We start from the raw sequence: 13,257 nt of genomic DNA, 5'->3' as shown, positions 1-13,257 counted from the left end.
CAAGACGACATGCAACTCCTGAAGCCGAGGCTCAACAAGGAAGTCGCCGACGCAATCGCCAAGGGCGGACCGGTTGTCGCGCTCGAATCCACCATCATCACCCACGGCATGCCCTACCCGGCCAATCTCGAAACGGCGAAAGCCGTCGAAGCTGTCGTTCGCGCCACCGGCGCCGTGCCGGCGACGATCGCGGTCATCGATGGAGAATTGCGCGCCGGCATCGACTCCGATGAGCTCGAACAGCTTGCCCAAGCTAGGGATGTCGTAAAGGCGTCCGGTCGCGACCTCGCCGTCGCCATGGTCCGCAAGCAGACTGCCGGCACGACCGTTTCAGCCACGATGCTGTTGGCTGATCTCGCCGGCATCGAGATTTTCGCCACCGGTGGCGTCGGCGGTGTTCATCGCGGCGCCGAGCATACCTTCGATATCTCCGCCGACCTGACCGAACTCGGCCGCACCAAAACCGCCGTAGTCTGCGCAGGCGTCAAGTCGATCCTCGATATTGCCAAGACGCTCGAATATCTGGAAACCCAGCGCGTGCCCGTCATCGCGTATGGAACCGACGACTTCCCGGCCTTCTTCACCCGCAAGAGCGGCTACAAGGCCGATCACAAACTGGACAGCGCCGCCGAAATCGCCAAGGCGATGTGGCTGCACCACCAGTTCGGAACAGGCACCGGTCTTCTGATCGCCAACCCTATCCCGGAAGCGGCTGCGCTGACGCCGGAATTCATCGACGGCACGATAACGGATGCGGTTCGCGAAGCCGAGGAACGCGGCATTGGCCGCAAGGAACTGACGCCTTTCCTGCTTGCGCGCATCAACGAGTTGTCAAAAGGCGAGAGCCTGAAGGCCAATATCGAGCTGGTCAAGAACAACGCGACGCTCGCGTCCAAAATGGCCGTTGCTTATTCGGCATTCAAAAAAGCCTGATCGCAAATGGATACGGCTGGGTCTTAACCCAGCCGTATATGCGGTACGTTGCCCCGTTCGGCAGCATCGGCAGCCTCGTCATAACCGGCATCCGCATACCGGATAATGCCGAGTGACGTGTCGTTGGTAATCGCCATGTCGAGCCGCTCTGCAGCCGCTTCGGTGCCGTCAGCCACGATCGTCACGCCAGCGCTCGTCATGTAACCGGCATAACCGCCGCCGCCCGAATGGATGACGACGAGATCCGCCATGGACGAGCAAAGCGTCATGGCGTTGATCAACGGCCAGTCGGCAATCGCGTCCGATCCGTCCTTCATATTCTCGGTCATGATGTTGGGATGTGCCATGGCCCCGGCATCGAGATGGTCGCGTGAGAAAGCAATCGGGGCCTTCAGTTCGCCTTTGGCCACCAGCGCATTGACCGCCAGTGCGAGTTGCGTGCGCTCGCCGTGGCCAAGCCAGGCAATCCGCGCCGGAAGCCCTTCGAACGGCACGTTTTCACGCGCCAACCTGATCCAGTTGGTAACGATGTAATTATCCGGGAAAAGCTCCAGAACGAGATCATCGATACGGGCGATATCGCTTTCCTCACCCGACAGCGCCATCCAGCGGAAGGGACCGATCGCGCGGCAGAACAGCGGTCGCAAATAAGCTTCGGTGAAAATCGGGATGTCGAAGGCGTTTTCGACCCCGCCCTGCTTGGCCTGAGTACGGATGAGGTTGCCATTGTCGAAGACCTCCGCACCTCTTTGCTGCAGTGTCAGCATGGCGCGCACGTGATCGGCGATCGAGGCACGACTGGCCGCCATCAGCTGGCCCTGCCCTTCCTTGCGAAGCCGGCGCACTTCTTCCAGGCTCATGCCTTTCGGTACATAGCCATAAACGAGATCATGTGCCGAGGTCTGGTCGGAGACGACGTCAGGTACGATGCCGCGCTTGACGATCTGCCGATAAATGTCGGCAGCATTGCCCACGAGGCCGATCGAGACGGCGCGCTTTTCCCGCACTGCCGCGTCGATCATCCGCAGAGCCGTATCGAGGTCGGGCGCGACTTCATCGAGAAAACCAATTTCGCGGCGCTTGGCCACCCGATCCGGATCGATATCGACCACAAGGATTGCGGCCCCCGCCATGCGGCCGGCGAGCGGCTGCGCGCCGCCCATTCCGCCGAGACCCGCGGTCAATACGAACCGGCCGGCCAGTGTGCCACCAAAGCGTTTTTCGGCGATCCGCATGAAGATCTCGTAGGTACCCTGGATGACACCCTGGCTACCGATATATTGCCAAGCGCCAGCCGTCAGACCGCCCCAGCAGATCAGTCCCTTTTCCTGAAGCTCATAGAAATATTCGGCTTTCGCCCATTGGCCGACAATGTTGCAGTTCGCCATGATCACCAGCGGCGCCTTGGCATGGGTCTTCAACAGCCCCACCGGCTTGCCGGACTGAATGATCAGCGTCTGATCCTCATTCATCTCCTTCAACGTATTGACGATCGCATCATGCGCCGCCCAGTTACGCGCTGCTTTGCCGAGCGCCGCATAAACGATAAGATTATCGGAATCCTCGCCGACAGAAAGGACGTTTTCGAGAAGCCGCAGCAAGGCCTCCTGCCGCCATCCCTTGGCACGCAACTCGTTGCCGCCGGGGATCGGGAATTTCGGATGGCGTGGATTGGGCTTCGGCATGGTTTTCTCCTCAACCCAGAGCGTAATCGGAGATGCTAATTCCAAGCGCCTTCTCGACGATCGGGTAAACCGACGGATCCTTCACACTCGACGACAGCGGAATGATCGTCTTCGGCACGTGCAGTAGAAATACCGGCATTCCGACCTCCAGTTGGCCGACGCTCATCGGCTCGCCTTCCGGCGACAGCGTCGAAATGATGTCCGGGAAGGTGGCAAGCCGGTTTCCGCCGGCATCATCCACCGCCATATATTCGTTCATCACATGCAGCGTCACCGCCTTGTCGCCGCGGCCGACCGTAATCGTTCCGACATCGAAGGCTTCTTTTGTGTAGACGACGGATTTGGCGCTCACCTCGCCCTCGCCGATGATCGTACCGCCGGTCGCCTTGACGATCGCGTCGATGATCGCATGCCCTCCCCTGGCATCCGCCTCAATGATCGCCTCGCCGAGTTTCAGCGCCAGGCTGATACCGCCGAGTGCTGCATTCCTTCTGACATAAGATGCCCGCAGCGGATTGCGGCAGGAGGCGATGAAGCCGCCGGACATGTCTGCAGCCGTGCGCAGGATAGGCGAAACTTTTGCCGTCGCGCCACGCACGACGAGTTCGATATAGCGATTTTCAGCACGATTGCCGCCGACTGCGGTCTGGATCATCTCATCCGGCGAGTTGGCCATGCCGATCGAGCCCATGTCGCCGGTCGGATGAGCACGAACATCACCAACTGCGTCCAGCACCTTGGTCCCGAGAATGGCGGAAGGCAACCAGCCGTTCAGCGTCGAGGACTTGCCGTTCTGGCCGATCATCAGGGCCGATACCTTTTCGCCAAGCGCGTCCTGCAGAAGCTGCACGGCCTTGACGTAATCGACACCCTGCATCTCCCAGGCCGTAGTCGAAGCCGGTGCACCAATGGCAGCCGCAGTCGCAACCCAGTCTCTGTCTTCCAGCTCATCGATCGTGATCAGTTCCGGCCGGCCGATGCTGACTGCGGCATAACCCAGCATGCGTCCATGATCGGACCAGCCGCCGCCGCCGGCCGCATAGACGGAGCCTCCGCGAACGGCGGCTTCGACATCCTTTTCCGTCAGTATGCGTCCCATGCCGTCTCTCCCTATCTTTTATCCAGGTCCAGAATTGCCTCGTAAAGAACGGCTGCCCCCAACGTGATGGCATCATTCTCAGACCACTCTTCCGCAGCATGGCTGCGACCGTCTCTGCTGGCGATGAAGATCATCGCAGCCGGTGCCACCTTGGAAAGAAAGGCAGCGTCATGGCCGGCGCCTGAGACCATCGGCCTGCTGGTGGCGCCGATACGTGCAGCACTCGATGCCAGGACATCCGTCACCATCTCTGACATCGGTGTCGGAGACGCGTTGGAGACCCTGCGAGGTTCATCAATCGTCACGCTCCGTTTTGCCGCCGTCTGGCTACAAAGCGCAGACAGCGCAGCAACGAATTCCTCCATCACGGCAGGGTCGACTGCGCGGGCATCGATCAGCATACGAACATGAGACGGAATGACATTGGCGGCATTCGGCTCCATCGAAAATTCGCCCACCGTACCTGCGAAATAGCTCGATCCGAGAGCAAGTTCCTTGGCGATGCGTTCGATGTCAAGCACGACGCATGACGCCGCCCCTAGCGCGTCATAGCGTGCATTCATTGGCGTCGTGCCTGCGTGGTCGGCACGACCTTCAATCAGGATTTCAAAGCGGGAAATCCCGGTGATCGCGCCGACGATGCCGATATCGACACCTTCCCGTTCAAGCACCGTGCCTTGTTCGATATGCAATTCGAGGAAAGCCTTGATATCTGTTCGACCGCCGACTTGCGCCGGGTCACCACCGACCGTTCGGATACTTTCCGCGAGGTCGATGCGCCCCGCTTCGGTATCGGCTGTCCGCTCCAGCCACTCCTTCGGGCGAACACCCGTCATGCCCCGGCTGCCGATGCATGATACCCCGAAAATCGACACTTCTTCCGCTAGAAAATCGACGATTTCCAGGTCATGCTCCAGCTCAATCCCTGCATCGACCAGCGCCCGTGCTACTTCGAGAGCAGCAATCACGCCGGCGATCCCGTCAAAACGGCCACCATTCGGCACCGTATCCGTATGCGAGCCAAGCATCAGTGTGCCACCGCCCGTCTTCCCCTTTCGTCTGCCAATCAGATTGCCAGCAGAATCGATATGCGTCTCGAGGCCTGCATCGCGAAAGGCCTTCTCCACATAGGCTCGCCCCTTAAGGAACATCGGCGTGAATGCGCGACGCGTCCATGGCCTGTCGGGTTCGGTGATATTGGCGAGAGCGTCGATATCTGCGGAAATCCGATCGGCATTAACGACGAGATTGGAATTCATGTGGGCATGTTCCTGAAATGAAATGCTGGCGTAGACCAAGACGAAGCGTCCATGGCGGGTCTCGGCAAGCAGCTTCGATCCGTCGTCGAATAAGTATGTCGAGAAGATAGGTTCCTGAAAGCTCGCAAGGCAAGCTCATTCGATCAGGGGACGATCAACCGTCCACCGGTCACCACGATTTTGAGGCTGAGACGACATAACCGAAAGCCTCTGCTGAGGCCGTTGACGGCTCCGCGAACATCGGTCATTTGTATAGGCAATAAAAGAGCAGCGATAAAATTTGCTGTCACACGGTGGGAACAGCCGAACTGCGGTCCTTAAGGTAGAACAACGCGGAGAAATCACCAATGCTCAAAAGACAATTGATGAAGGCTGCAGCAATCGGCGCCCTTCTGCTTACTTCATCTCTCGCTGCTCATGCAGAAGACGTGCTGGCCAAAGCCAAGGCCGCAGGCGTTCTCAAGGTCGGCACGGAAACGGCATTCGCCCCCTTCGACTTCATCGATGCCGGCGAACACAAGGGCCTGAACGTCGATTTTTTCGAGGCGCTGGGCAAGGACCTCGGCGTCAAGATCGAATGGGTTGAGCTGCCGTGGGACAGCGTTCTGCCGAGCCTTGAAGCCGGCAAGTTCGATGTCGTCGCAGGCCCGGCAACCATCACCAAGGCGCGTATCGCGCGCTACCGCATGAGCGCACCGGTTGCCGAAGCTTCCGTCGCCATCCTGAAAAAAGCCGGTGATACTTCGATCACCAAGCCGGCAGACATCGCAGGCAAGGCCGTGGGCGTCGGCAAGGCGACCGCTCAGCTGGCACAGCTGCAGGAATATTCCGCAACGCTTTCGGAAAAGGTCACCGTCCGCGAATACGTCTCGTTCAACGATGCCTATGCCGACCTCGCAACCGGCCGCGTCGTCGCCGTCGCGAACTCTCTTCCAAACATCGCTTTCGTCGCCAAGCAGCGCAACGGCGCCTTCGAAGTCGTAACGCCTGCTTTCGGCAAGAAGACCTATTTCGGCTTCATCGGCACCAAGGATGACGATCACAAGGCCTTGCTCGACTATATCGACAACGAAATCATCGCGATGAAGAAAGACGGCCGCCTGGCCAAGCTTCAGGAAAAGTGGTTCGGCACGACCTTCGATACGCCCGACTCGGTGCCTGATCCGGCATTCTGAGCTTCCGTCGATGCGGGGGATGCGTAATGCGCATCCCCTTGTCTTCCGTCTCGTCGTGCGCTCTGCGCCCGCGACCAACGATGCGTAGCCGATGACGCTGAAACTGTTTACGCTGCTTCTTGAAGCGGCTCTTTCGACCCTTGGCATAAGTCTGGTCTCGATCGCGATCGGGTTCGTGATCGCCATGCTTCTGTCCGCCGCGCTCCTGTCCGGGAAATCGGTTTACATCCTGCCGGCAAGGTTGTTCATCAGCTTTTTCCGCGGCGTGCCGCTGCTCGTACAGCTTCTTTTGATCTACACCCTGCTGCCGGTAATCGGCATCAATGTTCCCGGCATCGTTGCCGCAATCATCGGTTTGTCGCTCTGCACGGCGGCCTATCAGGCCGAAAACCTCCGTGGTGGTTTCGCCAGCGTGCCGCGCGGGCTCATCGAGGCCGCCGATGTTGCAGGCTTTACAGGTGCCCAGACGTTTGCACGCATCCGCGCGCCGATTGCCATAAGGCTGACTTTTCCGGCACTGGTGAACGAGGCGATCATGATCCTGAAATCATCCTCGCTCGTATCTGTCGTAGGGATCATTGAGATCACCAAGATGGCGCAGGATCTCGCTTCCAGCACCTATCAGCCGATCCCGATCTTCGCCTCGGCGGCGCTCATCTATTTCGTCATAAATTCCGCAATCGCGCTGCTTGGCCGCTACGCCGAACGATCCCTGAAGGGAGCCTCGGCATGATGTTCGATCCGCAGGTCATCATCGAAAAGCTGCCGGAAATCGGCAGCGGTCTGTTCGTCACGCTGTGGCTCTGGATTGCCGGCGTGCTCGGCGGGGTCGTCGCCGGCTTTGTCGTCGCCACTGCACGGCGTTTTGGCGGAAAGATCGTCAATGCCGTGCTCGGAACCATCGTGGAAATGCTGCGTGGCACTCCGTTCCTGATCCAGATCTTCCTGCTGTATTATGGCGGCCCTTTCGTCGGCCTGATGCTCGATCCCATACCTTGCGGACTGATCGGCCTAACGGTCTATAGCGCGGCCTATTACAGCGAGGTGTTCCGTGCCGGTTACGCATCGGTTCCGGTCGGCCACGTGGAAGCTGCGGAATGCCTCGGCATGACGCGTTCCCAGACGATCAGCCGTATCCAAATCCCGGAAATGGCGCTGATCGTGTTGCCGCCATCAATCAATCTGGCAATCATTCTGCTGAAGGAATCGGCCGTCCTGTCGATCATCACGGTTCCTGAATTGACCGCCACTGTCAGTGCGATCGGCTCGCAGCAATACGCCTTCCTCGAAGCGATCTTCATCCTTGCGATCGTCTACTGGGTCATCGTTGAACTTACCGACCGGCTCGGCCGTATGGCCGAAAACCGTCTCTCCCGACTGAGGTTTTCGAAAGCATGAGTGTACCCGCCATCGCCATCCGCAAACTCGTCAAGCGGTTCGGAGAAACCGCCGTGCTGCAGGACATCGACCTGGAGATACCGGAAGGCAAGGTTTCCTGCCTCATTGGCCCATCCGGCTCGGGCAAAAGCACATTGTTGCGCTGCCTTGCCTTTCTGGAAGAGCCGACCAGCGGCATGATCACCATCAACGGCGAGGCACTGGGCTTTTTCGAAGACCCTACCGGCCGTCGCGAGCGTCTGCCTGCCAACCAGATCCGTGCGGTACGCACGAAGACCGGCATGGTCTTCCAGCAGTTCAATCTGTGGCCGCATATGACAGCGCTCGGTAATGTCAGCGAAGCACTTAAGCTCGTCCGCAAAGTGCCGAAAGCCGAAGCCGAAGAGCGCGCCATGGCGCAACTTCGCAAGGTCGGGCTGGAAAATCGCGCGGGCCACTACCCTTCGCAGCTGTCCGGCGGCCAGCAACAACGCGTGGCGATCGCCCGCGCCCTGGCGCTCGAACCGAAAATCATGCTGTTCGACGAGCCGACGTCAGCACTCGATCCGGAGCTAACCGGCGAGGTTCTCAACGTCATGCGGGATCTGGCGAGCGAGGGCATGACGATGGTGGTCGTGACCCACGAAATTGGTTTTGCCGCCAGCGTCGGCCAGCAGATCAGCTTCCTCGATCATGGTCGGCTGTTGTTCTCAGGTCCGCCAGCGGAAATATTCGCCAAACCGCGCCATGCACGTCTCGAACAGTTCCTAGATACCTACCTTGATCGTGGCGCCAGCATGCTCGCATGATTGAGGGAGATCTCATCGCTGACCCTATTTCCGAGGCCCCGCTTTCGCTTCATCAGCGAATACTCTCCGATATCGAGCAGAATATCCTGACAGGCCGCTGGCCACCCGGCTTCAAGATAGCTTCGGAACAGCAGCTCGCGTTACAATACGGGTGCTCGCGCATGACCGTGAACAAGGTCGTGACGCAGTTGGCGCGCGCCGGCCTCATACAGCGACGGCGCAAGGTTGGTAGTGTCGTGCTTCCACAGAAAGCCCAGAGCGCCATTCTCGAAATTTACGACATTCGCGAAGAGGTGAAAGCGACAGGCGAAATCTATAGCCATCGCATTCTGAGCCGAACGGTGAGGCCGGCAAACAGTCAGGAGGCCGAGCTTCTTGGCATTCTCCGAAAAAAACCGGTGACCGATATCACTTGCCTGCATTATGCGGGCGAACAACCTTTCTGCCTTGAGCAACGGCTGATCAATCTGGACGCCGTTCCCGATGCCGGCACGGAGAGCTTCGAAGCCCTGCCTCCCGGCCCCTGGCTTCTCGAACATGTACCCTGGAGCGCTGCAGAGCATCGGATCGCGGCGCTCGGCGCGGGAACCACGGAGGCATCGTATCTCGCCATTCCCCTCGGTAGCCCGGTATTGGTCGTCGTGCGCCAAACCTGGCGATTCGATCATTCGGTGACTTCGGTTCGACTGACCTATCCCGGCAAAAGCCATACGCTCACCGCCCGTTTCACGCCTTCGCAGGCGGGCTGACAGACAAGACGATCAAGAGGAGTTGAGGAACCATGGCACGTGAAGACAAGCTGAAACTCGGAACCTTTGTCTACACCTTCGGCTTCAACCCCGCGAGCTGGCTGCATCCAGCCGCCGACGTCACTGGCGCCAACAAGATCGACCATCTGCTCAATGTTGCCCGTATTTCGGAACAGGCAAAGCTCGATTTCATGTTCATCGCGGATTCGCCAGCCGCGGCTATCGGTGATGCGGAAGCCCTCTCCCGCTCTCCGACGAAGATGAACCGTTTCGAACCGCTCACGCTCATCACCGCGCTTGCGGCCATGACGGAAAAACTCGGTTTTGTAGCGACGGCCTCGACGAGCTATTACGAACCTTACAATATCGCCCGTATCTTCTCGTCCATCGATCACCTGAGCGGAGGCCGGGCATGCTGGAATGTCGTCACCTCCGACCATGACGAAACCGGATACAACTTCAATCGCGAAGGCCTTGATCCCCACGCGATCCGCTATGAACGCGGCGAGGAGTTCGTCGACGTCGTGTTTGGTCTTTGGGACAGTTTCGAGCCGGACGCACTTCTGCTCGATCGTGAAAACGGCATCTATCACGACAAGGAAAAGCTGCACACGCTGAACCACAAGGGCAAGCATTTCCAGGTTCGTGGACCACTGAACATCGCATCGACACCGCAGGGCAGGCCGGTCATCGCCCAGGCCGGCGGTTCCGAAGCGGGGATGGAACTCGCGGCCCGAACCTCGGAAATCGTCTTCAGCCTCGCCTCCAGCATTGAGCGGAATGGCGCCTTCTACCGAAATGTCAAAGGACGAATGGCCAAGTATGGCCGCATCGAGGACGACCTGAAGATGATGCCAGGCATCGTCGTCAATGTCGGCGAGACAAAAGCGGAGGCGCAGGCCAAGGTCGATTTCCTGATCGACAACCTGCATCCCGATGTCGGCTGCTGGATGCTGGGCGAATTCCTCGAAACGGATCTTTCCGGGGCAGAACTCGACAAGCCTTTCCCGATGGAGCGCCTGCCGCAGCAACCGAAAGGTTCGAAGGCGCTATTCGAGGAATTGACCGATTTCATCAAGCAGGGCCACACGCTTGGCAACCTGATCCACCACTATGCCGAAAAAAGCACAGGCAACGGCATCACCGGAACGCCGACCGAAATCGCCGACTTCATGGAGGAGTGGTTCGAGGCACGCGCCGCGGACGGCTTCATCCTGATGTTCCCGACATTGCCGGCCAGCCTGACTGACTTCACCGAACTCGTCTTGCCGGAACTGCGCCGCCGTGGGCTCTTCCGGGAAGAATACGAGGGCTCGACGCTTCGCGAAAATCTTGGCCTTTCCATGCCGGCAAACCGCTATGTGGCTGCCCGACAAAAAGGCTAGCCAGAAATGACATAAGGCGCCGCTGCCAGACGGCGCCTTATCAATATCCCGGCACTTGCTGTCCCGTATCGGCGCCTTTGCGACCCCAGATTCAAGCTTTGGCCGGTACCGACGAAAAAGCGGGACCGATGCCCCATTGACACCTTGAAGCCGAGCCTTAATTACTTTCTTCTACTGCACCCACCGAGGCTTTCGTGCGCCTACCCAATGTTGTTGCCTATTGGAACGGACAGTCACTCGCCCGCCAGTTTTTGCTCGCCGGTGGGCTCATTTCGATTATCGCGACGCTGATCGTCGGCACCTTTGTCGCAAGTCTCATAGAAGAGGCGGTGACACGAAATTCTGCGGCATCGACAGCCCTTTACGTCGACAGCATTATCGCTCCGATCCTGCCCGACATGACGACGACGGAAAAGTTGGACGAGTCGATCGAGCGCGCCTTAGACGAGACTCTGTCCAAGGGAGCGCTGGGGCAGCGTCTCATCTCGTTCCGGCTCTGGCGTAAGGACGGCACGATCCTTTACGCCAACGACAAGAAACTGATGGGGCAGAAGCTTACCCCTAACGAAAACCTCAAAGCCGCCTTCTCGGGCCGTATGGTCTCTGAATTCAACAAGATAGATTCGGAAGATGCGAAAGCCCTTGGTGACCAGACGCAACCGCTTCTGGAAATCTATAATCCCATCCTTCAACCTTGGTCCGGTGAGGTTGTGGCGGTTTCGGAATTCTATGAAGTCGCAACCGATTTCGAGCAGAGCCTTCAGAGCGCCAGATTGCGCGCCTGGCTGGCCGTCATCGCCGTGATCGCAGCGATATTCTCGCTATTGTCCCTGATAGTCTTTCGCGGCAGTCGCCTCATCGAACTTCAGCGCGGGCTTCTCAATGCCAGGGTCGGTGAACTTTCCCATCTTCTCAAGCAGAACCGGAAACTGCATGCACGCGTCCAGAAGGCGAACCAGAAAACCACAGCGATCAACGAACGGTTTCTGAGAAGATTAGGCGCAGATCTGCATGACGGGCCCGCGCAACTCATTGCTTATGCATCCCTGCGCATCGACAGTCCGGCAATCCTGGGCGCTCAGGCGCTTCGCGAAACGCGCGAGGCGGAAGTCTCATCGATCAAGACCAGCCTGCAGGAAGCCATGCGGGAGATCCGTAGCATATGCCATGATCTCATTCTTCCGGAGATCGAAGCGGCAAATTTCCACGAAGTGATCTCGCAGGCTGTGCAGCGTCACCGGGAAAGAACCGGAAGTCCCGTCGCCCTTACAATGGCCGCAGTCGACTGGCAGCCAAGCCCGGCGGAGAAAATCTGCACCTATCGCTTCGTTCAGGAGGCGCTCAACAATGGCTGGCGGCACGCGGCGGGATCGGGTCAAAAGGTACTGCAACGTTCGGAACAGGATTGCGTTGTGGTGGATGTCATCGATACCGGCCCCGGCTTCGATCCGGCAAAGGTGAAACCGACGAGCCTGGGCATTGCGGGCTTAAGAGAGCGGATCGAAAGCCTTGGCGGTCGGTTCGACATCGTTTCGAATAACAATGGTACGACGGTGACGATGTCTTTGAAGATTTGCGAAACGGAGAAAAATTGATGACGGATCTACGGGTTGCCGTATGCGACGATCACCCACTCTTCAGGGAAGGCGTGACACGCACATTGACCGAACTCGGCTTCGACATCGTTGCTGAAGGAGGCAGTCGTGACGATGCGATCGAAATCGCCCAGCGGCATCAACCCGACATTCTTCTCATGGATATCTCGATGCCGGGTGGCGGTCTGGGTGCAATAGGCCCTATCCTTGCAGAGCGCCCCGACCAGAACATCGTGATGCTCACGGTGTCCGAAACCAGCGACGATATCCGTCAGGCCTTGCAGGACGGCGCCAAGGGCTATGTGCTCAAGGGTATTGGATCGAGCTCTCTGGCGGAAATCCTTCATTCGATTGCCGCTGGAGAGGGTTATGTGGCACCGGCGCTTTCGGCAAAGCTTCTCGCGGAACCGCCTGTATCCGTCGCCGACGACAGCCTGTTTGCCGCCATGCGCGACCTGACGACACGGGAACGCGAGGTTCTGGGGTTGGCTGCCGAAGGTCTCAGCAACAAGGCTATCGCAATCGAACTCGACCTGCACGAAAAGACAGTCAAGCATCATATGACACGCATCTTCAGCAAGCTCAGCGTCAGCAATAGAACGGCCGCAGCGATTGCCTGGAACGAGGCGATACGCGAAGCTTCCGTTCGTCCGGTGGCCTAATCGGATACAGGTATCAGGCTGAGACGGCCGATAGACTTAAGGGTCGATCCGCCAAGGGGTAGGTGCTCACTTGATCAATGAGCGCAATCGGTCGAGATCGGATCGGGTGGCGGCGCGGTTTACAATGGTTCGGCCACTCCGGTCACGCATCACGTAGCGGCCACGATCATTGATCTCCTCCGCGATACCACTGCCGTGTTTCACTCTGATATTGCCGTTATCGGCGTTGACGGCATCGTCCGGCGAGGGGCTTTGCTTTGATCTCGCTCCAACCGAAGAGCCAGAGTTGTGGTCGCCGCCCTTAGTGTCGCGGGTACCGCGACCACCACCATCGTTACCGCTGCCTACACCGCTGCTCCGACCGGAGCGGCCTCTATCACCGCCTCCACCATTGCCGCGGTCTCCTCCATTTCCCTCGCCCGATCCACCGTTCCGCGCTATCGCCGAGCTGGCACCGAGCGACACAAGAACTGAAAACAGTGCCAGCATGAGTCCGGACATGATTTTTCGGCGGGAGTGAATGGCGACC

Annotated in this window: 13 protein-coding genes; 9 read left to right on the top strand and 4 right to left on the bottom strand. The window is 58.8% G+C overall.

Annotated elements, in window-relative coordinates; translation table 11 throughout:
* Nucleotides 1–9 precede the first annotated feature (9 nt).
* Entirely contained in the window at nt 10–933 is a 924-nt protein-coding gene (locus tag FHP24_RS14590; RefSeq protein WP_139676907.1) for a pseudouridine-5'-phosphate glycosidase, read from the top strand.
* 23 nt (nt 934–956) lie between these two features.
* Here the strand turns inward: FHP24_RS14590 and FHP24_RS14585 are convergent, their stop codons facing one another.
* From FHP24_RS14585 to FHP24_RS14575, 3 genes are read right to left on the bottom strand one after another with little or no spacing between them, the layout of a single operon-like run.
* Nucleotides 957–2,618 carry a urocanate hydratase gene (locus FHP24_RS14585; protein ID WP_139676906.1) on the bottom strand — a complete coding sequence of 554 codons (1,662 nt, stop codon included), beginning with the start codon at nt 2,616–2,618 and terminating at the stop codon, nt 957–959.
* A 10-nt stretch (nt 2,619–2,628) separates the two neighbouring features.
* The gene (locus FHP24_RS14580; protein ID WP_139676905.1) at nt 2,629–3,717 is read right to left on the bottom strand and encodes a DUF917 domain-containing protein; all 1,089 of its coding nucleotides are present in this window, start codon (nt 3,715–3,717) and stop codon (nt 2,629–2,631) included.
* 11 nt (nt 3,718–3,728) lie between these two features.
* Nucleotides 3,729–4,976 (bottom strand): Zn-dependent hydrolase, encoded by a 1,248-nt coding sequence (locus tag FHP24_RS14575; RefSeq protein ID WP_139676904.1) that lies wholly within the window; start codon nt 4,974–4,976, stop codon nt 3,729–3,731.
* A 365-nt stretch (nt 4,977–5,341) separates the two neighbouring features.
* Here FHP24_RS14575 and FHP24_RS14570 point away from each other — a divergent pair, with 365 nt between their 5' ends.
* The 8 genes from FHP24_RS14570 (at nt 5,342) to FHP24_RS14535 (ending at nt 12,728) form a co-directional block, all read left to right on the top strand.
* Nucleotides 5,342–6,151 (top strand): transporter substrate-binding domain-containing protein, encoded by an 810-nt coding sequence (locus tag FHP24_RS14570; RefSeq protein ID WP_394344626.1) that lies wholly within the window; start codon nt 5,342–5,344, stop codon nt 6,149–6,151.
* 91 nt (nt 6,152–6,242) lie between these two features.
* Nucleotides 6,243–6,884 (top strand): amino acid ABC transporter permease, encoded by a 642-nt coding sequence (locus FHP24_RS14565; RefSeq protein WP_139676902.1) that lies wholly within the window; start codon nt 6,243–6,245, stop codon nt 6,882–6,884.
* Nucleotides 6,881–7,549, top strand: coding sequence for an amino acid ABC transporter permease (locus FHP24_RS14560; RefSeq protein ID WP_139676901.1), 669 nt, complete (start codon nt 6,881–6,883; stop codon nt 7,547–7,549). The genes FHP24_RS14565 and FHP24_RS14560 overlap by 4 nt, the downstream gene beginning before the upstream one ends.
* Complete coding sequence (locus FHP24_RS14555) at nt 7,546–8,337, top strand: amino acid ABC transporter ATP-binding protein (RefSeq protein WP_139676900.1); 792 nt, start codon at nt 7,546–7,548, stop codon at nt 8,335–8,337. Before FHP24_RS14560 ends, FHP24_RS14555 begins: the two co-directional genes overlap by 4 nt.
* A complete protein-coding gene (gene hutC / locus FHP24_RS14550) occupies nt 8,334–9,086 on the top strand; it encodes a histidine utilization repressor (RefSeq protein ID WP_139676899.1) in 753 nt (250 codons plus the stop codon). The genes FHP24_RS14555 and hutC overlap by 4 nt, the downstream gene beginning before the upstream one ends.
* 32 nt (nt 9,087–9,118) lie before the next feature.
* On the top strand, nt 9,119–10,471 hold the full coding sequence (locus tag FHP24_RS14545; protein WP_139676898.1) for an LLM class flavin-dependent oxidoreductase: 1,353 nt from the start codon (nt 9,119–9,121) through the stop codon (nt 10,469–10,471).
* A gap of 194 nt (nt 10,472–10,665) precedes the next feature.
* On the top strand, nt 10,666–12,066 hold the full coding sequence (locus FHP24_RS14540; RefSeq protein WP_139676897.1) for a sensor histidine kinase: 1,401 nt from the start codon (nt 10,666–10,668) through the stop codon (nt 12,064–12,066).
* The gene (locus FHP24_RS14535) at nt 12,063–12,728 is read left to right on the top strand and encodes a response regulator (RefSeq protein ID WP_139676896.1); all 666 of its coding nucleotides are present in this window, start codon (nt 12,063–12,065) and stop codon (nt 12,726–12,728) included. The genes FHP24_RS14540 and FHP24_RS14535 overlap by 4 nt, the downstream gene beginning before the upstream one ends.
* 66 nt (nt 12,729–12,794) lie before the next feature.
* On the opposite strand, the gene FHP24_RS14530 is transcribed toward FHP24_RS14535, so the two are convergent.
* A complete protein-coding gene (locus FHP24_RS14530) occupies nt 12,795–13,229 on the bottom strand; it encodes a hypothetical protein (RefSeq protein ID WP_139676895.1) in 435 nt (144 codons plus the stop codon).
* Nucleotides 13,230–13,257 lie beyond the last annotated feature (28 nt).

It is taken from the genome of Aliirhizobium smilacinae (genome assembly GCF_006335145.1).
Classification (GTDB): domain Bacteria; phylum Pseudomonadota; class Alphaproteobacteria; order Rhizobiales; family Rhizobiaceae; genus Neorhizobium; species Neorhizobium smilacinae.
This window is presented reverse-complemented; position numbering and strand designations above follow the sequence as displayed.